23 protein-coding genes are annotated in these 26,047 nt (G+C 68.8%); 13 read left to right on the top strand and 10 right to left on the bottom strand.

Going from position 1 to position 26,047, the window contains the following annotated elements; translation table 11 throughout:
• Positions 1–49 precede the first annotated feature (49 nt).
• Positions 50–3,883: a multifunctional oxoglutarate decarboxylase/oxoglutarate dehydrogenase thiamine pyrophosphate-binding subunit/dihydrolipoyllysine-residue succinyltransferase subunit gene (locus ACLHG5_RS06350; RefSeq protein WP_411318157.1), complete on the bottom strand. Its 3,834-nt coding sequence runs from the start codon at positions 3,881–3,883 to the stop codon at positions 50–52.
• Positions 3,884–4,027: 144 nt separating this feature from the next.
• On the opposite strand from ACLHG5_RS06350, the gene ACLHG5_RS06345 reads away from it, so the two are divergent.
• From ACLHG5_RS06345 to ACLHG5_RS06335, 3 genes are all read left to right on the top strand, one after another.
• A complete protein-coding gene (locus tag ACLHG5_RS06345) occupies positions 4,028–5,467 on the top strand; it encodes a GuaB1 family IMP dehydrogenase-related protein (protein ID WP_411314995.1) in 1,440 nt (479 codons plus the stop codon).
• A 79-nt stretch (positions 5,468–5,546) separates the two neighbouring features.
• A complete protein-coding gene (locus ACLHG5_RS06340; RefSeq protein ID WP_411318156.1) occupies positions 5,547–6,935 on the top strand; it encodes a hemolysin family protein in 1,389 nt (462 codons plus the stop codon).
• A complete protein-coding gene (locus tag ACLHG5_RS06335; RefSeq protein WP_411318155.1) occupies positions 6,932–7,972 on the top strand; it encodes a hemolysin family protein in 1,041 nt (346 codons plus the stop codon). The genes ACLHG5_RS06340 and ACLHG5_RS06335 overlap by 4 nt, the downstream gene beginning before the upstream one ends.
• An 86-nt stretch (positions 7,973–8,058) precedes the next feature.
• Here ACLHG5_RS06335 and ACLHG5_RS06330 read toward each other — a convergent pair whose 3' ends face one another.
• The gene (locus ACLHG5_RS06330) at positions 8,059–9,147 is read right to left on the bottom strand and encodes an NADH:flavin oxidoreductase/NADH oxidase (protein WP_411318154.1); all 1,089 of its coding nucleotides are present in this window, start codon (positions 9,145–9,147) and stop codon (positions 8,059–8,061) included.
• 56 nt (positions 9,148–9,203) lie between these two features.
• Here ACLHG5_RS06330 and ACLHG5_RS06325 point away from each other — a divergent pair, with 56 nt between their 5' ends.
• The 3 genes from ACLHG5_RS06325 (at position 9,204) to ACLHG5_RS06315 (ending at position 11,965) form a co-directional block, all read left to right on the top strand.
• A complete protein-coding gene (locus ACLHG5_RS06325; protein ID WP_411318153.1) occupies positions 9,204–10,025 on the top strand; it encodes an NAD(P)H-hydrate dehydratase in 822 nt (273 codons plus the stop codon).
• Between the two features lie 88 nt (positions 10,026–10,113).
• Entirely contained in the window at positions 10,114–11,520 is a 1,407-nt protein-coding gene (locus ACLHG5_RS06320) for a hypothetical protein (protein ID WP_411318152.1), read from the top strand.
• A gap of 85 nt (positions 11,521–11,605) precedes the next feature.
• Positions 11,606–11,965 carry an MTH1187 family thiamine-binding protein gene (locus ACLHG5_RS06315; protein WP_411318151.1) on the top strand — a complete coding sequence of 120 codons (360 nt, stop codon included), beginning with the start codon at positions 11,606–11,608 and terminating at the stop codon, positions 11,963–11,965.
• An 18-nt stretch (positions 11,966–11,983) separates the two neighbouring features.
• Here ACLHG5_RS06315 and ACLHG5_RS06310 read toward each other — a convergent pair whose 3' ends face one another.
• From ACLHG5_RS06310 to ACLHG5_RS06280, 7 genes are all read right to left on the bottom strand, one after another.
• A complete protein-coding gene (locus tag ACLHG5_RS06310) occupies positions 11,984–12,640 on the bottom strand; it encodes a response regulator (RefSeq protein ID WP_411315002.1) in 657 nt (218 codons plus the stop codon).
• Positions 12,641–12,755: 115 nt separating this feature from the next.
• Positions 12,756–14,009 (bottom strand): hypothetical protein, encoded by a 1,254-nt coding sequence (locus ACLHG5_RS06305; protein WP_411318150.1) that lies wholly within the window; start codon positions 14,007–14,009, stop codon positions 12,756–12,758.
• Positions 14,006–15,169: a sensor histidine kinase gene (locus ACLHG5_RS06300; protein WP_411318149.1), complete on the bottom strand. Its 1,164-nt coding sequence runs from the start codon at positions 15,167–15,169 to the stop codon at positions 14,006–14,008. Before ACLHG5_RS06300 ends, ACLHG5_RS06305 begins: the two co-directional genes overlap by 4 nt.
• A 143-nt stretch (positions 15,170–15,312) precedes the next feature.
• Positions 15,313–15,957, bottom strand: coding sequence for a response regulator (locus ACLHG5_RS06295; RefSeq protein ID WP_411315005.1), 645 nt, complete (start codon positions 15,955–15,957; stop codon positions 15,313–15,315).
• Positions 15,958–16,086: 129 nt separating this feature from the next.
• A complete protein-coding gene (locus ACLHG5_RS06290; RefSeq protein ID WP_411315006.1) occupies positions 16,087–17,298 on the bottom strand; it encodes a homoserine O-acetyltransferase in 1,212 nt (403 codons plus the stop codon).
• Between the two features lie 74 nt (positions 17,299–17,372).
• Entirely contained in the window at positions 17,373–18,698 is a 1,326-nt protein-coding gene (locus tag ACLHG5_RS06285; RefSeq protein WP_411315007.1) for a bifunctional o-acetylhomoserine/o-acetylserine sulfhydrylase, read from the bottom strand.
• Between the two features lie 163 nt (positions 18,699–18,861).
• Positions 18,862–19,989 (bottom strand): acyltransferase family protein, encoded by a 1,128-nt coding sequence (locus ACLHG5_RS06280; protein WP_411318148.1) that lies wholly within the window; start codon positions 19,987–19,989, stop codon positions 18,862–18,864.
• Positions 19,990–20,089: 100 nt separating this feature from the next.
• On the opposite strand from ACLHG5_RS06280, the gene ACLHG5_RS06275 reads away from it, so the two are divergent.
• The 4 genes from ACLHG5_RS06275 to ACLHG5_RS06260 are packed head-to-tail and all read left to right on the top strand — an operon-like array spanning position 20,090 to position 22,671.
• Positions 20,090–20,854: an SDR family NAD(P)-dependent oxidoreductase gene (locus ACLHG5_RS06275; protein ID WP_411315009.1), complete on the top strand. Its 765-nt coding sequence runs from the start codon at positions 20,090–20,092 to the stop codon at positions 20,852–20,854.
• Positions 20,855–20,894: 40 nt separating this feature from the next.
• The gene (locus tag ACLHG5_RS06270; protein ID WP_411315010.1) at positions 20,895–21,371 is read left to right on the top strand and encodes a phosphoribosyltransferase; all 477 of its coding nucleotides are present in this window, start codon (positions 20,895–20,897) and stop codon (positions 21,369–21,371) included.
• Complete coding sequence (locus ACLHG5_RS06265; RefSeq protein WP_411318147.1) at positions 21,341–22,045, top strand: uracil-DNA glycosylase; 705 nt, start codon at positions 21,341–21,343, stop codon at positions 22,043–22,045. Before ACLHG5_RS06270 ends, ACLHG5_RS06265 begins: the two co-directional genes overlap by 31 nt.
• Positions 22,046–22,092: 47 nt before the next feature.
• A complete protein-coding gene (locus ACLHG5_RS06260) occupies positions 22,093–22,671 on the top strand; it encodes a GNAT family N-acetyltransferase (RefSeq protein WP_411315012.1) in 579 nt (192 codons plus the stop codon).
• Between the two features lie 54 nt (positions 22,672–22,725).
• Here the strand turns inward: ACLHG5_RS06260 and ACLHG5_RS06255 are convergent, their stop codons facing one another.
• Positions 22,726–23,058: a DMT family transporter gene (locus ACLHG5_RS06255; RefSeq protein WP_411318146.1), complete on the bottom strand. Its 333-nt coding sequence runs from the start codon at positions 23,056–23,058 to the stop codon at positions 22,726–22,728.
• A gap of 70 nt (positions 23,059–23,128) precedes the next feature.
• On the opposite strand from ACLHG5_RS06255, the gene ACLHG5_RS06250 reads away from it, so the two are divergent.
• The 3 genes from ACLHG5_RS06250 to ACLHG5_RS06240 all read left to right on the top strand — a co-directional run bounded on the left by ACLHG5_RS06250 (position 23,129) and on the right by ACLHG5_RS06240 (position 25,998).
• A complete protein-coding gene (locus ACLHG5_RS06250) occupies positions 23,129–23,512 on the top strand; it encodes a hypothetical protein (RefSeq protein WP_411315014.1) in 384 nt (127 codons plus the stop codon).
• Positions 23,513–23,538: 26 nt separating this feature from the next.
• The gene (locus tag ACLHG5_RS06245; RefSeq protein ID WP_411318145.1) at positions 23,539–24,954 is read left to right on the top strand and encodes an amidase; all 1,416 of its coding nucleotides are present in this window, start codon (positions 23,539–23,541) and stop codon (positions 24,952–24,954) included.
• An 81-nt stretch (positions 24,955–25,035) separates the two neighbouring features.
• The gene (locus ACLHG5_RS06240; RefSeq protein WP_411315016.1) at positions 25,036–25,998 is read left to right on the top strand and encodes a siderophore-interacting protein; all 963 of its coding nucleotides are present in this window, start codon (positions 25,036–25,038) and stop codon (positions 25,996–25,998) included.
• Positions 25,999–26,047 lie beyond the last annotated feature (49 nt).

Here is a 26,047-nt window from a genome sequence, read left to right as displayed (position 1 = left end):
CGACGACGAGCCGGTCCCACGGAGGGACCGGCTCGTCTTTCGTTTGTCGCTAGTCGAGCGTGAGGGCGCGGTCGATGAGGTCGGCCTGCTCTGCCGCACTCCGCTTCGTGGAACCCGTCGCGGGTGAGGCGGATGCCGGGCGAGACGCGACCTTCATCGACGTCGACTTGAGGCGACGCGCGAGCTCGAGGCTCACGAACGGCCACGCACCCTGATTCTCCGGCTCCTCTTGCGCCCACAGCAGTTCGGCGCCCGAGTATTTCGCGAGAACCGTCGAGAGCTCGCGGAGGGGGAGCGGGTAGTACTGCTCGACCCTCACGAGCGCGATGTCGTCGATGCCCCGCTTGTCGGCCTCGGCGAGGAGGTCGTAGTGGATCTTCCCCGAGTGGAGCACGACGCGCTTGACGGCCGCCTTGTCGATCGGACGCGGGTCGTCGATCACGGGCTCGAATCTGCCCGTCGTGAAGTCGGAGACCGCGCTCGTCGCTCCGCGGAGCCGCAGCATCGCCTTCGGGGTGAACACGACGAGGGGGCGCCTCGGGCGCGCGTACGCCTGGCGGCGCAACAGGTGGAAGTACGACGCGGGGGTCGACGGCCGAGCGACGGTCATGTTGTTCTCGGCGCACAACTGCAGATAGCGCTCGATGCGGGCCGACGAGTGGTCGGGCCCCTGGCCCTCGTAGCCGTGCGGCAGCAAGAGCACGACGCTCGAGCGCTGACCCCACTTCTGCTCGGCGCTCGAGATGAACTCGTCGATGACCGTCTGGGCTCCGTTTCCGAAGTCGCCGAACTGCGCCTCCCACAGCACGAGAGCGTCTGCGCGCTCGACCGAGTAGCCGTACTCGAAGCCCATCGCGGCGTACTCGCTCAAGAGCGAGTCGTAGATCCAGAATCGAGCCTGGTTCTCGCTGAGGTTCGCGAGCGGCAGCCACTCCTGGCCGTTCTGGCGGTCGTGCAAGACCGCGTGACGCTGCACGAAGGTGCCGCGCCGGGTGTCTTGACCCGCCATGCGCACGGGGGTGCCCTCGACGAGCAGAGACCCGAGAGCGAGGAGTTCACCGAACCCCCAGTCGACACCGCCGTTGCGGCTCATGTCGACGCGCTTCTTGAGCAGCGCCTGGATCTTCGGGTGCACCGTGAAGCCCTCGGGCGGGTTGTCGAACGCGTCACCGATGAGGGAGATGACGGATTCGTCGACCGCTGTCGTCGCCGGCTCTCCCGAATTGTCGTGCTGCTCGTCTTTCTGGGACTCGGGGCGCTCGAGGTCCGCGACCGCGTCGGGGTCTTGCACGGGGATCGACATCGACCCGGTCTGGGCCGCGTGGGTTTCGGCGAAAGCCCGCTCGAGCCGGTCTTGGAAGTCGGCGTGGGCCCCCTCGTACTCCTCCTGGGTGATGTCGCCGCGACCGACGAGAGCCTCGGCGTAGAGGGTCCGCACCGAGCGCTTCGCCTCGATGAGGCTGTACATGAGCGGCTGGGTCATCGAGGGGTCGTCACCCTCGTTGTGTCCGCGGCGGCGGTAGCAGACGAGGTCGATGACGACGTCGCGGTGGAACTCCTGACGGTAGGCGAACGCGAGTTCGGCGACGCGCACGACGGCCTCGGGGTCGTCGCCGTTCACGTGGAAGATCGGGGCCTGGATCGTCTTGGCGACATCCGTCGAGTAGATGGAGGTGCGCGCTTCTCCGGGAGGGGTCGTGAATCCGACCTGGTTGTTGACGACGAGGTGGATCGTTCCCCCGGTGCGGTAGCCGCGGAGCTGCGACATCTGCAGGATCTCGACGACGATGCCCTGGCCCGCCATGGCGGCGTCTCCGTGCACCATGATCGGAAGAGTTCCGAACGAGCCGACGGGTCCGCGGTCCTGCTTCGCCCGCACGATGCCCTCGAGCACGCCGTCGACCGCTTCGAGGTGCGAGGGGTTCGCGGCGAGGTACACCGGGATCTGATCGCCCGTGGCGCCCGTGAAGGTGCCCTCGGTGCCGAGGTGGTACTTGACGTCGCCGGAGCCCTGCACGGTGCGGGGGTCTTGAGTCCCCTCGAACTCGCGGAAGATCTGCGCGTAGGTCTTGCCCGCGATGTTCGTGAGCACGTTCAAGCGACCGCGGTGGGCCATCCCGATGGCGACCTCGTCGAGACCCGTCTCGGCCGCCCCCTGGAGGATGGCGTCGAGCAGGGCGATCGTCGACTCGCCGCCCTCGAGGCTGAACCGCTTCTGGCCGACGTACTTCGTCTGCAGGAAGGTCTCGAAGGCCTCGGCCTCGTTGAGTTTGCCGAGAACCCGCATCTGCGCGTCGTGGGTCGGTTTCGAGTACGGCGTCTCGATGTGGTCCTGGATCCACTTGCGCTGCACAGGGTCTTGGATGTGCATGTACTCGATGCCGATGGTGCGGCAGTAGGCGTCGCGGAGCACCCCGAGGATGTCGCGCAGGAGCGCGGAGCGCTTGCCGCCGAACCCGCCCGTGACGAACTCGCGGTCGAGGTCCCAGAAGGTCAGGCCGTGGCTCGAGATGTCGAGGTCGGGGTGCGATCGCTGGCGGTACTCGAGGGGGTCGATGTCGGCCATGAGGTGGCCGCGCACGCGAAACGAGTTGATGAGCTCCTGAACGCGAGCCGTCTTGCTCACCTGGTTCGCGAGGTCGACGTGGATGTCGGAGGCCCAGTGGATGGGGTCGTAGGGGATCCGCAGGTCGGAGAAGATCGCCTCGTAGAACCCGCGCTGCCCGATGAGCAGCTCGTGCACGCGCTTGAGGAACTCGCCCGAGCCCGCACCCTGGATGACGCGGTGATCGTAGGTCGAGGTGAGGGTGATGGTCTTGCCGACACCGAGATCGGCGAGGGTCGTCTGCGACATCCCCTGGAACTCCGCGGGGTACTCGAGCGCGCCCGCACCGACGATGCAGCCCTGGCCCTTCATGAGCCTCGGGACCGAGTGCTCGGTCCCGATTCCGCCGGGGTTGGTGAGGGAGATCGTGGTTCCCGCGAAGTCGCCCGCCGTGAGCTTGTTGCCCCGAGCTTTGCGCACGAGGGCTTCGTACTCGGAGATGAAATCTCCGAAGCTCATGGTCTCGGTGTTCTTGATGCCCGGCACGAGCAGTGCGCGCGAACCGTCGGGCTTGGGCATGTCGATCGCGAGCCCGAGGTTGACGTGGGCGGGAGTCACGACCGAGGGCTTGCCGTCGACCTCGTCGTAGTAGACGTTCTGGCTCGGGAACTCTTTGATCGTCTGCACGATCGCCCAGCCGATGAGGTGAGTGAACGAGATCTTGCCGCCGCGCGCTCGCTTGAGGTGGTTGTTGATGACGATGCGGTTGTCGATCATGAGCTTCGCGGGGATCGTGCGCACGCTCGTCGCGGTCGGAACGCTCAGGCTCGCGTCCATGTTGGAGGCGAGGCTCTTGGCCATGCCCTTGAGAGCCTGCACGACGTTCTCGTCCGCCGGGGCGGCCTCGGGTTCGGCCGGCTTCTTCTTCGGCGCCTTCGGAGCGGAGGGGGCGTCGGCGGGGATGGGCTGCGGCCGCGCCTGAATCGAGGTCGTGCGCGCGACCGGCTGCGTGCCGGTCGGGGTCGACTCCTTCGACGGAGTCGGTTCGGGGGCGGGAGTCGGTGCCGCGGCCTCGGGCTCGGTCGTCAGTTCGGTGGGGATCTGCGGCTCGGCTGTCGTCGCGTCGGCAGACGCTTCAGCGCGCTCTCCCGTGGACTCGGCGTCGGCCTTAGACGACTCGGAGGGGCGATAGTTCTCGAGAATCGGCCACCACGACGGGTCTACCGAGTTCTTGTCGTCGATGTACCTCTCGTACATCTCGTCTACGAGCCATTCGTTGGCCCCGAACTCTCCCGACGAACCGTCTTCTGGAGCTATTCCGGTCACTTGGCTAGACACTGCCGACCGCCCACTTTCCGTTGTCACCGTGCTGGTTGTCACCGACTACGTCGCACGCGCGGCCGTCGCTGGTCGCACACCCGTCAAGCTTAATCACTTTCGTCGACCTGCTTCGACCGGGCCCGGAGGGTTTAACGTGAGGGGATGAGGTTCTACGAGACCACTCCCCGGCACGATCTGACCTACTCCGACGTGTTCCTCGTGCCGAGCCGCTCGGATGTCAAAAGCCGCCTCGACGTGTCCATCGCGCCGACCGACGGCACGGGCGCGACCATTCCGATCGTCGCGGCCAACATGAGCTCGGTCACGGGCGCACGGCTGTCGGCGACTCTCGCGAGGCGAGGTGGCCTCGGTGTCCTGCCGCAAGACATGCACCTCCAGGATCTGGATGCCGCGATCCGCTGGGTGAAGGCCCAACCCGTGGCCTTCGACTCTCCGGTCTCCCTCCGCCCCGACGAGACCGTCGCCGACGCCCTGCGACGCTTGCCACCGGTGGAGGGACACGGCATCGTCTTGCACGACCGGAGCGGCACCTACCTCGGGTGCATCTCGGCGAGTCGCCTCGGGGCCGCCCTCCCCGACGCCACCCTCGGCGATCTGCTGCACGGGCGCCTGACCTCGATCGACGCCGACGACGTGACGACCGCGCGAGAGGCATTCGACCTCCTCGTCGCCGCCGATCTTCAGTTCGCGCCCGTGCTCCGGCACGGCAACGTCATCGGCACCGTGAGTCGCACGAGCGCTCTGCGGTCGACCATCTACACGCCCGCCCTCGACTCCGAGGGTCGTTTGAGAGTCGCCGCGGCGATCGGCATCAACGGCGACGTCACCCGCAAGGCCAAGGCTCTCGCGTCTGCTGGCGTCGACGTGCTCGTGATCGACACGGCACACGGGCACCAGAGCGGAATGATCGAGGCGATCTCGGCGGTCGCGAAGCTCGACCTCGGCATTCCGCTCGTCGCGGGCAACGTCGTGACAGCCGACGGCGTGCGCGAACTCGTCGGGGCGGGGGCCGACATCGTCAAGGTCGGCGTGGGCCCCGGCGCCATGTGCACGACGCGCATGATGACCGCCGTCGGGCGACCCCAGTTCTCCGCCGTGCTCGAAACGGCGGCGGCCGCGAGCGAGCTGGGCGCCACGGTGTGGGCCGACGGGGGAGTGCGTTACCCGCGCGACGTCGCGCTCGCCCTCGCGGCGGGAGCGGCATCCGTGATGATCGGATCGTGGTTCGCGGGCACGATCGAGGCCCCCGGTACCCTCGAGACCGACGACGAGGGTCGCCTCTACAAGGAGAGCTGGGGCATGGCCTCGACGAAGGCCGTGCACGACAGGTTCGACCGGCTCGGGGCGTACGAGCTCGCTCGCAAGACCCTCTTCGCGGAGGGCATCTCGTCGTCGCGAATCTACCTCGATCCGCTGCGGCCGTCGATCGAGGACCTGCTCGACATGATCACGTCGGGCGTGCGCTCGTCGCTCACCTACGCGGGCGCGTCGACCCTCGCGGAGTTCGCGGACCGGGCTCTCGTCGGCATCCAGAGCGCCGCGGGGTACGAAGAGGGCAAAGCCCTCCCGGTCAGCTGGTAGACCGAGTGCCCCACCGCTCGGATACCATCGAGATCACCATGGATGACCCCCCTTCTCGACATTTCTCTCCGCGGTTCTCGTGTACGACCTGATCCTCGTCGCGATCGGGCTCCTCCTCACCGTCGGTACGGGACTGTTCGTGGCTTCGGAATTCGCTCTCGTCAACCTCGATCGATCCGATCTCGAGGCGCGCCAGGCGCGCGGGGAGAAGAACCTCGGGGTGACCATCGGGGCGCTCAAGATCACCTCGACGCACCTCTCGAGCGCGCAACTCGGCATCACCCTCACGACCCTCCTCACCGGGTACACCCTCGAGCCCGCATTCAGCCGGTTCCTCGCCCCGCTCCTCGGCTCGGTCGGCATCCCCGATCCGGCGATCTCGGTCGTCGCGACGATCGTCGCGATCTTCATCGCGACGCTCCTCTCGATGATCATCGGCGAGCTCGTGCCGAAGAACTTCGCCCTCGCGCTCCCGCGGCAGACCGCCAAGCTCGTCGCCCCGTTCCAGGTCGGCTTCACGTTCGTCTTCAAGCCCTTCATCTCGGTGCTCAACAACTCGGCGAACGGCATCCTGAGGTCGGTCGGCATCGAGCCGAAAGAGGAGCTCTCTTCGGCGAGGACAGCCGACGAGCTCACGTCGCTCTTGCGACGCTCGGCTCTCGAGGGCATCCTCGATCGCGACACGGCGACGCTGCTCGAGCGCACACTCGCATTCAGCGAGCACATCGCGTCCGACGTCATGACCCCGCGTCCGCGCGTCTCGAGCATCGACAGGTCTGCATCGGCCGACGACGTCATCTCCCTCGCGCGCTCGACGGGTCTCTCGCGTTTCCCCGTGATCGACGACAGCATCGACGACGTCGTCGGGTTCGTGCACGTCAAGCAGGCCGTCGCCGTGCCGCGCAAGAAGCGGTCTGTCGTTCCGGTCTCCGCGCTCCAGAGCGACGCGCTCCGGGTGCCCGAGACGATGAAACTCGACACCCTCCTCGGCGAATTGCGCCAGCAGGGCTACCAGATGGCGGTCGTCGTCGACGAATACGGGGGCACGGCGGGCGTCGCGACCCTCGAAGACCTTGTGGAGGAACTCGTCGGCGAGGTCGCCGACGAACACGACCGTGCTCGCGCGGGCGTCGTGCGATCCCGCGACTGGCTCACCTTTCCCGGGAGCCTCCGGCCAGACGAACTGCAGGAGCGCGCGGATGTCGTCGTGCCCGACGACGGGCCCTACGAAACCGTCGGCGGCTTCATCATGAGCGAACTCGGGCGACTGCCCGTCGTCGGCGACACCGTCACGGTCGACGCCGGAACCTTCCGCGTCGAACGGCTCGACGGGCGTCGCATCGACAGGATGCGCTTCACCCCGCTCGCGATCGAGACCGAAGACGCCGCCGAGCGCGTCGACGTGACCCCCGCGGGCCGGCCCACAGGGCCGATCCCCACCTCGAAGCAGACGGGACGCACGCGATGAGCGACTGGTGGGGCATCGGGTGGCTCTTCATCCTCTTGGCCGTCAACGCCTTCTTCGTCGGCGCCGAGTTCGCCGTCATCTCGGCGAGGCGCTCGCAGATCGAACCTCGGGCCGAGGCGGGAAGCAGGGCGGCGAAGACCGCGCTGTGGGCGATAGAGCACGCGACGCTCATGCTCGCGACGAGTCAGCTCGGGATCACGGTGTGCTCGCTGCTCATCCTGAACGTCTCGGAACCCGCCATCCATCACCTCCTCGAGATCCCCCTCGAGCTCACGGGACTCCCGCCGGAGGTGATCGGCACGGTCGCGTTCATCATCGCTCTCGTGCTCGTGTCGTATCTGCACGTCGTGCTCGGCGAGATGGTTCCCAAGAACCTCTCGTTCTCGATCCCCGATCGCGCGGTTCTCATCCTCGCGCCGCCGCTCGTTCTCGTCTCGCGCATCTTCAGCCCCATCATCGTCACGCTCAACGCGACGGCGAACGGTGTGCTGCGGCTCTTCAGGGTCGAGCCGAAGAATGAGGCGACGAGCGCGTACACGGTCGACGAGGTCGCGACGATCGTGGCGACGTCACAGCGCGAGGGACTCCTGACCGACAGCAGCGGAGCGCTCATGGCCGCGTTCGAGTTCACCGAGAAGAAGGTGCGAGACATCGCCGTGAGCATGTCGGACCTCGTGGCCCTCTCGGAGGCGGCCTCGCCGAAAGACGTCGAGAAGGCCGTGGCGCGGCACGGGTTCTCGCGATACGTGCTCGTCAACGAGGCGGGCGACCCCACGGGATATCTGCACCTCAAAGACGTCATCGACCTCGAGGCGATCGGGGAGTTCGAGCACCCGGTTCCGCCGAAGCGCATCCGCCAGCTCATCTCGATCTACCTCGAGACCGACCTCGAAGACGCCCTCGCCTCGATGCGCCGCTCGGGAACGCACATCGCGCGGGTGTTCGACGAGAGCGGCGACACGCGAGGCGTGCTCTTTCTCGAGGACATCATCGAGGAGCTCGTCGGAGAGGTGCAAGACGCGACGCGTCGTCATTAGAGGGGACGGCGCGACGCGTCGTCGTTAGAGGGGACGGCGCGACGCGTCGTCGTTAGGGGGACGACGCGACGCGTCGTCGGTAGCTCCTAGCCGCGGCGCCAGCGGGCGCGGTGGTACTGGATCGGGAAGTAGTCGATCTCGACGCCGAGTTCGTGGGCGGCGCGGAGCGGGAAGTGCGGGTCACGCATGATCTCGCGCCCCATCATGACGGCGTCGGCCTGACCGCTCGCGACGATCTCTTCGGCTTGGGCCGCCTCGGTGATGAGCCCGACGGCGTTCACCTCGACGTCGGATTCGCGCTTGACGAAGTCGGCGAACGGCACCTGGTAGCCGGGGGAGAGCGGTATGGTCACGTCGCGCACGAGACCCCCCGTCGAGATGTCGAAGAGGTCGGCGCCGGCGTCACGGCTCCACGCGGCGACGGTCGCGGTCTGTTCGCGGTCCCAGCCTCCCTCGGCGTAGTCGGTGGCCGAGAAGCGCACGAAGAGCGGCACGTCGTCGCCCACCTCGTCGCGCACAGCGCGGATGATCTCGACGAGCACGAGCGCGCGGTTCTCGAGACTGCCGCCGTAGGCATCCGTTCTCTCGTTGGAGAGGGGCGAGAGGAACTGGTGCACGAGGTACCCGTGCGCCGCGTGGATCTCGAGCACGTCGAAGCCCGCGTCGATCGACCGGCGAGCGGCGCGGGCGAAGTCGGCGACGGTCTCGGCGATCTCTTCGACGGTGAGGGAGTGCGGGGTGCCGTAACCCGTGAAGGGGATGGCGGATGGCGCGACCATGGTCCAGCCGCCGTCGGCCTCGGGCTGGGTGCCCGACTCGGGACCCCACTCTTTCCACGTCGACGCTTTGCGGCCGGCGTGAGCGAGTTGCACGCCCGCCGCCGCGCCCTGCGAGTGGATGAAGTCGACGATGCGCGCCCACGCGGCCTGCTGGTCGTCGTTCCAGATCCCGGTGTCTTCGGGGGAGATGCGGCCGACGGGGGTGACCGCGGTCGCCTCCGTCATGACGAGCCCCGCGCCGCCGCGCGCGAACGAGCCGAGGTGCACGAGGTGCCAGTCGGTGGGAACGCCGTCGCGTTCGTCGACCGAGTACTGGCAGAGCGGACTCACCCAGATGCGGTTGCGGAACGAGGTCGAGCGGATCGTGTGGGGCGTGAAGAGCGCAGAAGTAGTCATCTCGGTCTGCAACACCGCGTCGGGCGCGAATATGCCCGCGCGCGTATCGTCGGACTGTGACGTTTCGTACCTGGACCCCCGCCGACTCCGCTCGCCACATCGCGGTGCCCCAGTCGAGCGACGACAAGTACTCCCGCGGTGTTCTCGGGGTCGTCACGGGGTCGACGATGTATCCGGGTGCGGCGGTCCTCGGCGTCGAGGCCGCCCTGCACACGGGGGTCGGGATGCTGCGCTACCTCGGTGACTCGCGGCCGACCGATCTCGTTCTCCAGCGGCGGCCCGAGGTCGTGACGGCCGACGGTCGAGTGCAAGCGTGGCTGCTCGGGTCGGGGATCGACGCCGAGACGCGGGACGACCGTGCGTCGGGGCGCCTCCGCGACGCGATCGCGCAGGGTGTTCCGACCGTGCTCGACGCCGGCGCTCTCGACCTCGTCGGGGAGGTCGCCGGTGCGTCGGTCATCACGCCGCACTACGGCGAGCTCGGGAGGATGCTCGGCGTCGACCGTTCGCGCGTCGCCGACGAGCCTGCCCTGTGGGCGGAACGCGCGTCGGTCGATTTCGGGGTCACGGTGCTCCTCAAAGGGTCGTCGACGTTCGTCGCCGACGCGCACGGGTCTCGGCTCGTCGTCACGACCCCGACCTCGTGGCTCGCAACCGCGGGAGCAGGGGACGCCCTCGGGGGCATCCTCGGTGCTCTCGTCGCCACGCACTCCGCGCAGATCGAGCGTGACGAGCGCACACTCGCGCGACTCGCGGCGACGGCCGCGAGCATCCACGGTGCCGCCGCCGCCGAGGCGAGTGCCGGGGGCCCGCTCACGGTGCTCGACCTCGCGTACGCGGTGCCGCGCGTGATCGCCGACATGCTCGCCGCGTCGTAGCGCGAGTCTGCGACGACGCTTCGGCCAGGCCACGGCAGCTCAGGCCGGCCCGGGCCGTGCCGGGCCGGGCAGCCGTAGGATGGCGGGCATGTCGGTTGCGAGCGCCCCGTTGCGCTCGGTGGGCGTCTGGATCGCTTTTCTCGCGGCGCACGTCGCGCTCGTCGCGCTCAACCTCACCGCCCCCGGGTTTCCTCTCGGCGACGTCACGAGCGTGTACTGGTTCTGGACCAATCAGGCCTTCGGCGCCGACTACTGGGTCGGGATCGACGCGCCGTGGGTCTACCCCGTGCTCGCCCTCGTGCCCATCCTCGGTTCCTATGCGCTCTACCCGGTCGCGGCGAGCATCCCCGCGCTCGTTCCGCTCACGCTCGACGCGTCGCTCTACTCGGTCACGTGGCTCGCGCTCATCGTCGTTCTCGACGTCGTCGCGTTCGCCGCGCTCGTCGGTCGCGGCCGATCGCGCCGTCGTCGCATCGCCGGATGGTGGTGGTCGCTGTTCCTCGTCGCGCTCGGGCCCATCGCGCTCGCGCGCATCGACGCGGTCACGGTCGCTCTCGCGGTCGCGGGGGTCGTGGTCGTCGCGTCACGCCCCCTCCTCGCAACCGTTCTGCTCACGGCCGCCGCGTGGATCAAGGTGTGGCCGGGAGTGCTCGTCGTGGCGCTCGTGGTCACGCTGCGCGAGCGAGGCAGGGTGCTCGGGATCGCTCTCGCGACGAGCGCGGTCGTGGCGATCATCGCCCTCGCGGCGGGGAGCGGCGCGAACGTCGCGAGTTTCGTCGGGCAGCAGACCGGGCGCGGACTCCAGGTCGAAGCCCCGGTGTCGACGTTCTGGATGTGGGGCGCCATCCTCGACCCGTCGACGACCGAGGTCTACTACGACACCGACATCCTCACGTGGCAGGTCGACGGCCCCGGCTCCGAGCTCGTGAGCGCCGTCATGACGCCGCTCCTCGTCGTGGTCGTCGGTCTCGTGTGCGGGCTCGGCGCGCTCGTGGTCCGGCGCGGGGTCGACGCCTCCGTCGTGCTACCGCCGCTCGCGCTGAGTCTCGTCACGAGCCTCATCGTGTTTCAGAAGGTCGGCTCGCCCCAGTTCATCTCGTGGCTCGCCGTGCCCGTGATCCTGGGCCTCGTCGGTCAGCACAGCCGCGGTGTCCGCGCTCCCGCCGATGCCGGCGTGCGAGCCGCAGGCTCGAGGCTCGGCATCCACGTCAGCGTCGTTCTCGTGACGGTCATCGCCGCACTCACTCACGCGCTCTACCCCTACCTCTACGGGTACCTCCTCGGGCTGTGGCCCGAGATGCTCGTCGTTCTGACGGTCCGCAACGCCCTGCTCGTCGCGCTCCTCGCCTGGGCCGTCGTGTGTCTCGCGAGACTGCGACCCGAGGCGGCGGTGCCCGGCGGGTCGACGGTCGGGAGGTCGGGGAGTGAGGCCGACGCCGCGCGCCACACCGACGGGCACGCCCGTGCCACAGTGGTCGACACGGCGCACCTCTGAGTCATCCGCACACCCCAGTCATCCGTACAGCCCAGTCATCCCTACAGCCGAGTCATCCGCGGCCCTGAAACAACAAGGAGTCCCCATGCTCGTCGCCTTCTCCGTCGCCCCGAGCGGCGTCCCCCAGCAGAGCGTCTCCGGCGATCCGGTGTCGGTCCCGGCCCAGGCTCCCGCAGCGCCGAGCGACTCGGTGCACGACGCCGTGGCCGCCGCCGTCGCGATCGTGCGGGAATCGGGGCTGCCGCATCGCACCGACGCGATGTTCACGACGATCGAGGGGGAGTGGGACGAGGTGTTCGACGTCGTCAAGCGGGCGACCGAGGCGGTCGGTCGGTTCGGCTCCCGGGTTTCGCTCGTGCTCAAGGCAGACATCCGCCCGGGGTACACGGGGGAGCTCACGGGCAAGCTCGACCGACTGGAGTCGGCAATCGAGGAGCTCGGCTGATCCGATCTGCCGCCGGCGTCAGTCGGTCTGCAGCAGGATGCCGTCGTGGATGGCTCGACGGCGAAGCGCGACCTTCGTGCCCACGTCGATCCCCGCGACGCGATACTTCTCCCGGATGCGCTTGAGGTAGGACTTCGCCGTCTCCTCGGAGATCTCGAGCTGGTACGCGACCGCCTTGACGGGCTCGCCGCCCCCGTAGAGAGCCATGACGCGACGCTCCTGAGCGCTCAGCTTGGGCGACCCGCCGACGTCGCTCGCGTTGAGGGCGAGGTCGAGTTCGGCGGAGATGTAGGACTCCCCGCGACGAGCGAGCCGGATCGCTTCGACGATCATCTCGGCGGCCTCGCTCTTGACGAGGTACCCGAGGGCTCCGGCGGCGAGCGCCTCGCGCACGACGTTGGGTTCGGAGTAGGTGCTCATGAGCACGGTCTTGACCCCGGCGGTCTTGAGCGTGGAGATTTTGAGCGAGATCGGAAGGTTGTCTTTGAGGTCGAGGTCAAGCAGCACGACGTCGACGGGGAATTCGGGGTGGGAGAGCAGGTCGGGCCACGACGTCACGGCCGCGACCACCGAGATGTCGCTCGCGGCGCCGCGGATCCACTCGGTGAGGGCGCCGAGCAACATTTTGTGGTCGTCGACGAGTGCGAGGCGGAGAGGTGTGTCGGTCGGGGTCATGGCGTCCTTCGATATCTCGGTGCGGCCGAGACGCGCTGCGGCGTCTGGTGGGGCTTCGGGGCGGGGAGTCGGGTGTGGCGGGGGAGGCGGGATGAGCCCGCGCCGGCTGGCACGGTCATTGGTCGGCGGGGTTGGGCACGTGGCATTCGATCTTGACACGCAGGCTCGAATCCTTGACGGAGTGGGTGTAGGCGCCGACCCGGCCGAGGGCGGCCCAGGTCGAAGAGTCCACCCTGTTGCGCGCGACACTCGTCGTCGAGATCGCGATGGGGATGGCGATCGACCGCGCGGGCGACGCCGCCGTTCTCGGGAGGACCGGTCCGAGCGTGATCGTCGCGGTGGCCCCCGTCTTCTTGTGGTCGGCGACGATGACCCAGACGGCCGAGAGCAAGCCGTCGCGCTGAGCGGGCGTGAGGAGTCCCGCGAGGCTGCTCGGGTCGACGAGCGTCACCGCGCGCCCCAGCAGCTCCGACTCGCTCACCGCGTGGTACAGCCAGGTCTCGCGGCGCCCCTCGATGAGGTGCAGACGCAACTCGGTCGCGAGGGAGGCGGCGGTCGAGGCCGTCTTGGGGCGCAGCGGCAGAGCCGTGCGTCCGCTCGCGACCGAATCGAGCAGTTCTTCCGCGGCGAGGTCGAGTCGCGCGAGTTCTTCGGATGCGAGCATCCCGACCGCGAATCGCGGCGCGGAGACGGTGCTCTGCACGAGCACCCGATCGAGCTCGAGCTGCACCATGGTGCGGAAGTTGCGCACGATCGAGACCGCGAGGAACGCGGGGAACCCGGCGAGCACCGCGATGAGAACCTGTTCGGGCGCCATCTCGGGGGTCATCTCCGTCGTCAGGATGATCGTGGTGACGAGCGCGGCGACGAGCACGGTCGTGCCGATGGCGAGCTCGCGGGCGGGCCGGTGCACCGCGACGATGAGGAGGCCGAACCCCGCGGTCACCGAGGCCGTCGCATACGCCCCGACGTCGCCGAGCGGCCAGATCGCGACGAGGTCGAGGGCGGCGACGACCGCGAGAGCGAGGTAGTAGAGACCGAAAGCCCACCCGGGAAGGCGTTCCCCGCGCGTCGCGAGAGACATGCTCATCGCCGCGAATGCCGCGATGAACACGACCCACGCGGCGATCGCCGGAATGAGCGACGGGTAGGCCGTGAGATGGGTGGCGAAGGACGCGAGCCCGTAGACCGCCTCGACGGCACACAGCGCCGCGGCGCCCACCCCGAGATATCCGGTGCCGAGGCTCGACCAGCGGGCGTTCGCTTGTCTGACGGCTGCCGCGGCGACCGACGCGCGCGGAACACCGCGGTTGCGCCGGCTGAAGATGACGCCGAGGGTGTTCTCCTCGGGGGTCGACCAGCCGGTCACCGTGGCACCTCGAGCACGACCGTCGTGCCGCTCCCGGGCGACGAGAACAGGCGTGCTCGCCCGCCGACCTCGTGGAGTCGACCCACCACGGAGTCTTTGAAGCCGAGGCGAGCGGAGTCGATGTCGTCGAGGTTGAATCCGACGCCCGCGTCGGTGACCATCGCGCGCACCGTCGTGTCGTCGTCGGTGATCGTGACGTGCGCGTCGGTCACGCCCGAGTGCCGTCGGACGTTCTCGAGGCACTCGGCGAGGGCGAGCAGGAAAGCGTCGAGCACGTCGCTCGGCAGCAGCACCTGACCCGTGCCGTGCCAGCTCACTTCGAGGCCCATGCGACCGAATCGTTGCTTGACCGATTCGAGGGTGTGGCCGAGGGCGCTCTCTTCGACGGGCTCGAGGTTGTAGTGCTCGGATGACTGCGGAACGGGGGCTCCTCCGAGGCGGAGCTGCCGGAGCAACCGCGCGTCGTCGCCGGCCTGGTGGCGGAGGGCGTCGGGAGACACCCCGACGCCCGAGTGCGCGAGAAGGGTGAGGGTCGCGAGCACGGTGTCGTGCAGGAGTCTCGCCGATTGCCGCCGCTGAGCTTCGGTCTCGCTCGCGAGCCTCTCTGCTCGATGCGCGCGTCCGATGCTGAAGATCTTGCGCGCGGCCTTCGGCACGCTCGCGTTGAGCCAGTAGGCGAGCGTCACGATGAGCGCCCACCCGAGGAGCACCGTCGCGGTCTGCGACGACAGCGGCTGGTCTCCCGGTACCGCGGTCTCGGTGAGGATCGCGCTCGCGGCGAGCAGGAGCCCCGCGACACCGAGTCGCGCGAGCGAGTTCGTGAGCACGAGCGCGAATGCCGCGATTCCCGCGCCCGCGAGCGGCACGAGCGAGGTCGCGACCGCTTCGGCCGTGGCGTCGCTCGAGGGGATCTGAGCCACGACCAGGGCGCCGAGGCCCGTGAGCGCGCCGGGAACGACCCACACGAGCGAGCGGGATGTTCCGATCTTCCAGAGCGCCCCCGCGGTGAGACCGCACAGAACGAGCGTGACGATGAGGATGTCGGGCGAGGAGACTCCGGGGAGGCTCAAGCAGATCGCGGTGACGCCGATGCCCACGAGACCGACGAGCCGAGCGGTGCGCTCGAGCAAGCGGTCTCGTTCTTTCGCGAATTGATCCACGGAGTTGATCCTGTCGGGCACGCTGAGTCTGGGGAGCCGCGCTCCCGCGCAACACCGCAATATTTGCACACGTCCCGCTCGAACGGGGTACAGCGCTCCCGCTCGGCGCCGTCATGACCGGCCTCATCGGCGCGATCGTCGTGCTATTCGGGGGTCAACCACCCCTCGGAGATCCCCCGGCGACGCAAGAGCACCTTCGTGCCGACGTCGACACCGACCTCGCGGTATTTGCGTCGACCACGCTTGATATACGACTTGACCGTCTCGTCCGTCGTCATCATGACCTCGGCGACCTCCTTGATCGACCGACCCGCGGCGTAGAGCACGAGGGCGCGGTGCTCCTGCGGGCCGAGCCCCGGGTCGACGGCCGTCTCGCGGGGCGGCAACGCCTCCGGTGGTCGGTGCGGGAGGTCGTGAGCGGCCGAGATGACGGCCGCCACGAGTTCCTCCGCGGGATCGGTCTTGGGCACGAAGGCGTGCGCTCCCGCGCCGAGTACGGCGTGCACCGAACTGCGGTCGGCGTGACCACTCATCACGACCGTGCGCACTCCGGCGTCGCGGAGGGCCCTGATCTTGAGGGTCACGGGGATGTTGTCCCCGAGGTTGAGGTCGAGGGCCACGACGTCGACGGGGTAGGAGTCGTGGTCGAGCAACTCGGACCACGAGGTCGCGGCGATGACGACCTCGACCTCGACTCCCGTGAGGGTGAGGTGGGAGACGATCCCGTCGAGCACGAGGCGGTGGTCGTCGACGACGGCGAGGCGCGGCCGAGAGGTGTGCTCGCTCACGGAGCCTCCCCCCGGGCCGCTCGAGATCGCACCCGGATCTCCGCACGGGAGGTCGGTGCGCCTCCGAGACTAGCCACGCGCGCCCGAGGCGACCACGCCCCCGTCAGGGTGACAGGTTTAGCGTGCGGGCTATGCCTCGGCGTCGAGCAGTCGACGCACCCAGCCGCCGACCTGAGCGTGCTCGATGAGAAACCCGTCGTGACCGAACGGCGACTCGACCACGGCGGGCTCGGTGCCCGTGAGGCAGGCACGGATACCGCGCGCGAGAGACCGCTGGTCGTCGAGCGGAAAGAGCCGGTCGCTGTCGATGCCGAGCACGAGGGCCGTGGCCGTCACCCTCGCGAGGGCTGCGGCGACACCACCTCGATCGCGGCCGATGTCGTGCGAGTTCATGGCGCCCACGAGCGTCACGTAGCTGTTGGTGTCGAATCGCCGGGAGAACTTGTTGCCGTGGAAGTCGAGGTAGCTCTCGACGGCGAACTTGCCGTCGTGGCCGAGGGGACTGATGCTGCTCTGCCAGCTGCGCTCGAAGCGGTCGTTGAGCTCGGTCGGCGATCGGTAGTTGAGAAGCGCCATGCGCCGCGCGAGAGCGAGTCCGCGATAGGGCCCCTCCCCGTCGGGGGCGTCGTAGTAGGAGCCGTTCGCGAAGGCGGGGTCCATGCGGATCGCCTCGAGTTGCACCGAGTTGAGGGCGATCTGGTCGGCGCTGCTCGAGGGCGGCGCCGCGAGCACCGCGACTCGCGCGACGCGGTCGGGGTGCCCGACCGCCCACTCGAGGGCTTGCATCCCGCCCATCGAGCCGCCGACGACCGCGGCCCACCTCTCGATGCCGAGCGCATCGGAGAATCGCGCTCCTGCGGCGACCTGGTCGCGGATGGTCAGGTAGGGGAATCGTGCGCCCCACTCGGCGCCGTCTGGTGCGAGAGACGCGGGGCCGGTCGTCCCCTGGCAGCCCCCGAGCATGTTGGGGGCGACGACGTAGAACTCGTCGGTGTCGATCGCGAGCCCGGGGCCCACCATCTCGCTCCACCATCCGGCGGTCGGGTGGCCGCGCACGGGATCACCCGTGATGTGGCTGTCTCCCGTGAGCGCGTGCAGCACGAGAACCGCGTTGTTGCGATCGGCCGCGAGCTCACCCCAGGTCTCGAACGCCATCCGCACGTGGGGGAGGGTCTCGCCGCTCTCGAGTTCGAGGGGCCCCAGAGAGAGGAAGCTGCGGTCGCCCGGGTGATCACCCTCGCGCCACGCGCCCGTCGCGGGCGGGCCGCCGACCATCGACCGCGTGTTCGCCTCGGTGATGAAGAACGAGGGAACCGTGTCTTCGGGCGTCTGCCAATCCATTGTGTGACCAGTATCGGGCCAACTGCTGAGCGCCCCGCGGTTTGTTACGTCGCGGGGCGCTCGGCGAGGGCGGGTCAGGCCGCGGCGTTGCTCACCGCGGTCGCCCGGGCCGCCTCGAGGCCGGTCGAGAGGTCGGCGAGGATGTCGTCGATGTTCTCGAGTCCGACGGAGAGACGCACGAGCCCGGGGGTGACTCCCGCCGTCAACTGCTGCTCGGGGGTGAGCTGTGCGTGGGTCGTCGAGGCCGGGTGGATGATGAGGCTGCGCACATCACCGATGTTCGCGAGGTGGCTGAAGAGACCCGCGTTGTTGACGAGGGCTCGCCCCGCGTCGACGCCGCCCTTGAGCTCGAACGACAGCACTGCCCCGACCCCCTTCGGCGCGTAGCGGTTCGCAGCGGCGTAGGACGGGCTCGTGGGCAGACCCGCGTAATACACGTCCGCGACATCGTCGTGTGCGTCGAGCCACTCGGCCACCGCTTGCGCGTTCTGCACGTGACGTTCGATGCGGAGGCTGAGGGTCTCGATGCCCTGGATGAGCTGCCAGGCGCTCGCGGGAGCGATGGATGCGCCAAGGTCGCGCAGCAACTGCACGCGGGCCTTGATGATGTAGGCGATGGCGTCGCCGAGCACCCCCGTGTAGCTCGCGCCGTGGTAACTCGGGTCGGGCTCGGTGAGACCGGGGAACCGCTCGACGTTCTTCGACCACGCGAAGCGGCCGCCGTCGACGATGATCCCGCCGATGACCGTGCCGTGCCCGCCCAAGAACTTGGTGGCGGAGTGGACGACGATGTCGGCACCGTGCTCGAACGGCCTGATGAGATAGGGAGTGGCGATCGTGTTGTCGACGATGAGCGGCACTCCGGCCTCGTGGGCCGTCGCCGACACACTCGCGATGTCGAGGATGTTGATGCGGGGGTTGCCGATCGTCTCGGCGAAGAAGAGCTTGGTGTTGGGGCGCACCGCGCGCGCCCACTCGTCGGGGTCGTCCTGGTTCTCGACGAAGGTCGTCTCGATGCCGAGTTTCGCGAGCGTGTACTTGAAGAGGTTGTATGTGCCCCCGTAGATCGACGACGACGACACGATGTGGTCACCTGCGCCCGCGATGTTGAGCACCGCGAAGGTCGTCGCCGATTGCCCCGAGGCGAGCAGCAGTGCCGCCGACCCGCCTTCGAGCGCGGCGACGCGCTCTTCGACGACGGCCTGCGTGGGGTTCTGGATGCGCGTGTAGATGTTGCCGAACTCGGCGAGGGCGAAGAGGTTCTTCGCGTGGTCGGCGTCGTTGAACACGTACGACGTGGTCTGGTAGATCGGCGTCGCTCGCGCGTTGGTCACGGGATCGGGAGCCGCACCCGCGTGGATCTGCTTGGTCTCGAATTTCCAGTCTGATGTCTCGGTCATCGGTCACTCCTGTCTTCGGGTCCGCCGGAGCCTCCGCGAGGCCGACGAACGTGTCGTCGGTCGGCGACTGCTCGGAGCACCGAGCCTAAGAAGGTCGCTTTCGGCGGTCAACGACGGTGACACACGGCGTAACCTCGTGCGCCGACGGGTCGAGGCGCGCCCGTCAGCGGCGGCGTGACCCGGTGGGGTCGACGCGCGAGCCACCGTCGCTCGGGGAGGAGTCGAGGAAGAGCCAGCGCGGTTTCGGCTCGATGAGGGGGCGGAAGGCGCGACGCACCCATGGGCTCGCGAGCACGATCGAGATCGCGACCCCCGCGAAGATCATCGAGAGCAGCCACATCGCCGAGGTGCGCTCGCCGCTGATGACGCCCGCCTCGCGGATCGGATAGAGCACGAAGCTGTGCAGGAGGTAGACGTACATCGTGGCCTGGCCGAGGTCGGTGAACCAGGTCTCCGATCGCGGGATGAGCACGAAGAGGGCGGCGCTCAACACGACGGCGAGGGCGATGAGCCCGAGCCTCACGAATCCCGCCCACCACATGTCGCCGCCGAGCACGAGGTAGGAGTCGTCGTAGAAGAACCAGAAGCGCAGATCGATCGCGCGCCAGGTGGGGATGAAGACGACGAGCACCGCGAGCCATCCGGCGAAGACGGCGATCGCCGCGACCCGGATGCTCCAGGCGCGGGTTTCGACGAGGCGCCAGCGGTCGACGAGACCCCACTCGTTGAGCTTCCAGCCGAGCACGAAGAACGGGAGGATGCCGATCGCTCGAGAGAGCGAGAAGGTGCTGTCGACGTTGGCGAGGTATCCGACTCCGACCGAGAAGACGAGCGACCAGAACAGCGGCCACCGCAGGAGCGACAGGTAGGGGAGGATGAGCCGGAAGATGCCGAGCGCGAGAAGGAACCACAGGGTCCAGCTCGGTTGCGACGGGTTGAACTCGGTCTGGCCCTCGACGGCGAACTTCACGACCGTCCAGATGGTCTCCATGATGAAGTACGGCAGCAGGATGTCGGTGACGACCTTCTTGAGCTGCTTCGCGTTGGGTGCCCCGGGCTTCGAGAAGTACCCGCTGATGATCGCGAACGCGGGCATGTGGAACGCGTAGATGAAGAGGTAGACGATGAGCGCGTTGTCGGATTCGGCGGTGAGCCTCTGGATGCCGTGCCCGATGACGACGAGCGTGACGCACACGAATCGGGCGTTGTCCCACACGGGCACGCGCGGCCGGGCTGGCGAGGTCGCCGCTCGCGCCGATGCCGAGCTGGGGGAGGAGGCCGTGTGCGTCATTTCTCGCAAGCCTAGGTGACCCGTCGGCCCGGGTACGGTGAAGCAGGCTTCCGCGTCGGCGGAGGCCGGAGCGGCCCCCGCACCTGATCTGAGGAGAGTTGTGAACACGAAACGAGTTGTCGTCACGGGTGCGAGTTCGGGAATCGGCGCAGCGACCGTGCGGGCCTTCCGTGGGGCGGGATGGGATGTCGTGGGCGTCGCTCGCCGCGCCGAGAGGCTCGAGGCGCTCGCGGCCGAGACGGGCGCGACCGTCTTCGTCGCCGACGTGACGAGTCAGCCCGACGTCGACGCGCTCGCCGCGCACGTCGCCGCGACGGGTGGGGTCGACGCTCTCGTCAACAACGCGGGCGGCGCGTTCGGAATGGCGTCGGTCGAGGAGAGCGACCCCGACGACTGGTCGAGGATGTTCGACGTCAACGTCGTCGCCGTCAAGCGCGTCACGAGCGCGCTCCTCCCGCACCTCCGCGCCGCGGCGGCCAGGTCGGGTTCGGGAGACATCGTCACCGTGACGTCGATCGCCGGCCACGTGGCCTACGAGGGCGGCGGGGGATACAACGCCGCCAAGTTCGCAGCTCACGCCCTCATGAGCGTCTTGCGCCTCGAGCTCGCGGGCGAGCCGTTGCGCGTCATCGAGATCGCCCCGGGGATGGTCAAGACCGAGGAGTTCAGTCTCGTGAGGTTCGGCGGCGATCAGGAGCGCGCTGACGCCGTCTACGCGGGCGTCGATCATCCGCTGTCTGCCGACGACGTCGCGGACACGATCGTGTCGTCGGTGCTGTTGCCCGCCCACGTCAACCTCGACCTCGTGACGATCAAACCCGTCGCCCAAGCCGCACCGCACAAGGTCGCGCGACGGACCGAGTGACGCGAGCGCGTGGGGGCCGAGACAGCGCTAGCGTGAAGCCATGACAGACGACGCGCGTGAGGTCCTGGGCTGGGTCGAGTTCGGAGAGGCGGCGAGGGAGCTCTCCGCCGACATCCTGCGCACGGGGTTCCGCCCCGACGTGGTCGTCGCGATCGCGCGCGGGGGTCTGCTGCTCGCGGGCGCCGTCGCCTACGCGCTCGACGTGAAGAGCTGCGGCGCGCTCAACGTGGAGTTCTACACCGGGGTCGACGCGAGACTGCCCGAGCCCGTCGTGCTCGCCCCTCACCTCGACCAGGATTCGCTCGCCGGAAAGCGCGTGCTCATCGTCGACGACGTCTCCGACTCGGGTCGCACCCTCGCGATGGTCGTCGACCTCCTCGGGCGGACGGGGGCGGATGTGCGCTCCGTGTGCCTCTACAGCAAGCCGGGAACCGTGCTCGAGCCCGACTTCGCGTGGCGCTCGACGAGCAAGTGGATCGACTTCCCGTGGAGTTCGCAGCCCCCGGTGGTCGTGTGACCGTCGCGCCTCTCGTCGACCTCGTCGACGCCGGGTGGGCGCGCGCGCTCGAACCCGAGGCGCGGCGGATCGCTCAGCTCGGCGATTTCCTGCGCGAGGAGACGGCGCAGGGGCGGGGTTACCTGCCTCACGGAGCCTCGGTGCTGCGGGCATTCGAGCGCCCCCTCGCCGACGTGCGGGTGCTCATCGTCGGCCAAGACCCCTACCCGACCCCGGGCCACGCCGTGGGGCTCTCCTTCTCGGTCGATCGCGCGGTGCGGCCCGTTCCGCGCAGTCTCGCCAACATCTACCGCGAACTCACCGACGATCTCGGCATCCCCGCCCCGTCGCACGGCGACCTCTCCGCGTGGGCGGATCAGGGAGTCCTCCTGCTCAACAGGGTGCTCACCGTGACCCCGGGAGTCGCGGGAAGTCATCGCGGACAGGGGTGGGAGCACGTCACCGATACGGCCATCCGCGCCCTCGTCGCGAGAGATGCTCCCCTCGTCGCCATCCTGTGGGGAAAGGACGCGGCGTCGCTCACCCCCCTGCTCGGCGACACCCCGGTCATCACGTCGCCGCACCCCTCGCCGCTCTCCGCCTCACGCGGGTTCTTCGGGTCGCGCCCGTTCAGCAGAGCCAATGCGATTCTCGAGAGTCTCGGTGCACCGGCTGTCGACTGGAGTCTCACCTAAGATCGCAGTGTCGGCGCACGGTTACGCCGGAGAGACCAGGAGGACCGATGCTCGAAGAGGAGTACCAGTCCGGGCATCGGCCGTTCGGGGCGCACCGCAATCAGCCGCCCCTCGAGGTGCCCTTCACGTACGACATCCGCGAGGTGACCCCCGCGGATCTCCCCGACATCCGCGCGATCTACAACCACTACGTCGCGAACTCCACGGTCACCTTCGACGAGACGCCGATGACGCTTCGCGAACTCAAGCTCAAGTACGCCCAGCTCGGCAAACTCGGCTTGCCATTCATCGTGGCGGTGAGCCCGACGGGGCACGTGCTCGGCTACGCCTACGTCTTTCCGTGGAAGACGAAAGCGGCGTACCGGTTCACCGTCGAGAACTCGATCTACCTCGGCCCCGCCGCCACGGGCAAGGGGCTCGGCAAGGCGCTCATGGCCGAACTCATCGCGAGGTCGAAGGCCGCGGGTCTCAAGGAGATCGTCGCGGTCATCGCCGACCGCGGAGCCGACGCGTCCATCCGACTCCACGAGGCTTTCGGGTTCAAGCAGATCGGTCACATGGGCAAGGTCGGGTTCAAATTCGAGCGGTGGCTCGGCACCGTCCTCATGCAGAAGAGCCTCAAGTAGCGACGATGTCGCTGAGCGCCGCGTCGACCTCGTCGACTCGGCCCTCGACGGTGATCACGCGGTCTGCTCGCCGCCGACCTCGAGCAGAATGACTCCGCCGACGACGAGAGCCATGCCGACGAGCTGCACCCACGTGAGTGGCTCATGGAAGACGAGGTAGCTCACGATCGCGACGAGGACGGCCCCGACTCCCGCCCAGATGCCGTAGGCGATGCCCAGGGGAACCCCGCGCGAGAGCGATTGCGAGAGCATGCCGAAGGCGAAGACGTAGCCGCCGATGACGACGGCGTACGCCCACCACGCGGTGCGCTCACCCGACGTGAATTTGAGGAAGGTCGTCGCCACGACCTCTCCGACGATCGCGAGTGCGAGGAACAGATAACCCATGGTGTGTCTCCCTGATAGTGCGACAAACGTACGAGATTCCACGCCGAGGTGCGCGGGTTAGGGTCGGACCATGCCGGCTGCGCCCCTCGAACGCCCCGCGAAGCACCACGTGCTCCACGTGCTCGCCGCGACCATCGCCGCCGGCCCGGCCGAAGTCTTCGCGGCGCTCGACTCTCGTCTCGCCCCTCGTCCCGACGCCCGGCCCGGTTCGGGAGCGCCCCTGCGATACCTCGCCGACGCCGGGAGCGGCACGATCATCGTGCAGGGCTCGTGGTGGTATCGCGCCGAATACCGCGTCGTCGCGGGGGAACGCGGGTCGACGATCGACCACGAGCTCGTCAGCGTCGCGCAGCTCGGCGAACGCGCGGCGCTCATCGCGGGTGCTCGCACGGCAGCCGACACGCCGCTCGCGTTCCACACACTCGTGCGTAGCATCCGCCTCGAACTCGAGTGATCAGCCGACCGGCCTAGGCTCAACGGATGTTCGAACTCCACCACCTGACCGCTCGCGAACAGTGGGATTGGCTCGATCGGGGCGAGATCACGCCTCTCGAGCTCGTCGACCACTACCTCGACCGCATCGAGAGGCTCGACGGTGGGCTCGGTGCCTTCGTGACCGTCACGGCGGAGCGGGCGAGGGAGCGCGCTCGAGCTCTCGGTGCGGCGCCGGATCGGCGCCTCGCCCTGTGGGGCCTGCCGTTCGGCGATAAGGATCTCTCGGCGCGAGCCGGCGTGCGCACCACCTACGGTTCCCGACTCTTCGCCGAATTCGTGCCCGACGCGTCCGACGAGCTCGTCGAGGTTCTCGACGGCGCGGGTGCCGTGAGTCTCGGCAAGACCAACGCCCCCGAGTTCGGCCTCCCGTCGTACACGGAGTCGCTCGTTGCGCCTCCCGCTCGCAACCCCTACGACACGGCGACGGGTGCGGGTGGCTCGAGTGGGGGAGCGGCGGTCGCGGTCGCCGCCGGACTGCTGCCGTTCGCCCCGGGCAGCGACGGCGGAGGGTCGGTGCGCATCCCCGCGGCCGCGACCGGTCTCGTGGGTCTCAAGCCCACACGGGGGCTCGTGCCGAGCGGTACGGGGCTCGACAAGCTCGCCGGGCTCGTCGTGCCCGGGCCTCTCGCGCGCACCGTGGGTGACGCGGCCCTCCTGCTCGACGTGATGATCGGCGAGGAGCCGCCGCCGTTCTCGGTGCGGGCTCCTCGGTGGGACGGCGGCGCCCTCTCCAACGCGGCGGTTCGCGGCGAAGGCCGGTTCCACGTCGGGCTCACGACGACCTCGCCGTGGGACGCCGGCTACGACATCACGGTCTCCGCCGAAGCGTCGGCGGCGCTCGCCGAGGCCGTCTCCCATCTCGACGCCGTCGGCCACGGCGTCGAGGAGTTCGCTCTCGACGAGAGCGACGCCTACGCCGGAGCATTCCGCACGATCTGGCAGGCGGGTGCCGCGGGCATCCCGGCAGACGGGGCCGATCTCGACCAGCTCGAACCGCTCACGCGGTGGCTCGTCGAGCGGGGCCGCGGTGTGGGCGCTCGGGAACTCGGCGGGGCGCTCGCGACTCTCAGCGCCTTCGAGAGATCGATCATCCGGCAGTTCCGCCGGTTCGACGCCGTGCTCACTCCCGCCCTCGCCCTGCCACCGCGCCCCATCGGGTGGTACCCGCAGACCGATCCCGAGCTCAATTTCGCTCAGCAGGTGCAGTACACGCCGTTCACGAGCTTCGTGAACGTCTCGGGTCTCCCCGCGATCGTGCTCCCGGTGTCAGTCACGGCCGAGGGTGTGCCGATGGGTGTCCAGCTCATCGGTCGGCCGGGAGGGGAAGACGTCTTGCTCTCGATCGGCGCTCAGCTCGAGAGGCGCATCCTGTGGCAGCGTCGGCACCCACCGCAGTGGTGATCGAGCTGCGATCCCGACCGTTTGTGACACGAACGCAGGAGAGGGTTACCTTCCTTAGGTAAGGCATGCCATACTTCAGGCATGAGCATGACGCGCAGCGAGACGACCTCGACCATCGCGACCACCGTCGATTTCGCGGTCTTCCCCGTCACCGTCAAACGCCTCGCTCGCCTCGGAGAGAACTTCGTGAGAGTCACCTTCACAGGCGACGCCCTCGAACACTTCCTCGCCCCGGGCGACGACCAGCGCGTGAAGCTCGTGCTTCCCCTCGCCGAGACGGGGCTCACGACCTTTCCCGCGTCGGCCGGAACGTCGTGGTACACCGCGTGGCGCTCCCTGCCCGCGAACGAGCAGTGCCCGCTCCGCACCTACACGGTGCGCGCACACCGCGAGGCGGAGCGCGAACTCGACATCGACTTCGTCGTGCACGGTGACACCGGGCCCGCGACGCGCTGGGTCAACCGCGCTCGCGAGGGTGACGAACTGCTCGTCGTCGGACCGGACGCCCGCACCCTCGTGCAGGGGATCGATCCGATCGGCGGAATCGAGTTCAAGCCCGGAACGGCCAAGCGCGTGCTCCTCGCGGGTGACGAGACCGCCGCCCCGGCCATCTGCCGCATCCTCGAGACCCTTCCGCGCGACACCCGGGGACAGGTCTTCATCGAGGTCGCGAGCGAGAAAGATGTTCTCCCCGTCGCGGCGCCCGGCCGGATGACCGTCACCTGGCTCGCGCGGGACACCCGCGGAACCGAGCACGGAGTCGCTCTCAACCGTGCCGTGCGCACGTGGGTGAGCGAGATGATCGTGCGCCCCGAGAGCGACGTCGCCGACGACATCACCGACATCGACGTCGATCGCGAGATCCTCTGGGACGTTCCCGCCGCTCCCGCTCGGGGTGAGGTCCAGCACGACCTCTACGCGTGGATCGCGGGCGAGGCCGGGTGCATCAAGCTCCTGCGCCGCTTCCTCGTGCAGGAGTCGGGCATGCACCGCGACGACGTGGCCTTCATGGGCTACTGGCGCCGCGGTCGCTCCGAGAACTGACCCTTGCCGACACAGAGCGACTGACACGGGGCTTCCGGCCTCGCCGTCT

Source organism: Marisediminicola sp. LYQ85 (assembly GCF_046600695.1).
Taxonomy (GTDB): domain Bacteria; phylum Actinomycetota; class Actinomycetes; order Actinomycetales; family Microbacteriaceae; genus Marisediminicola.
Note: the sequence above shows the minus strand (reverse complement) of the source record. Positions and strands in the feature narration are given on the sequence as shown.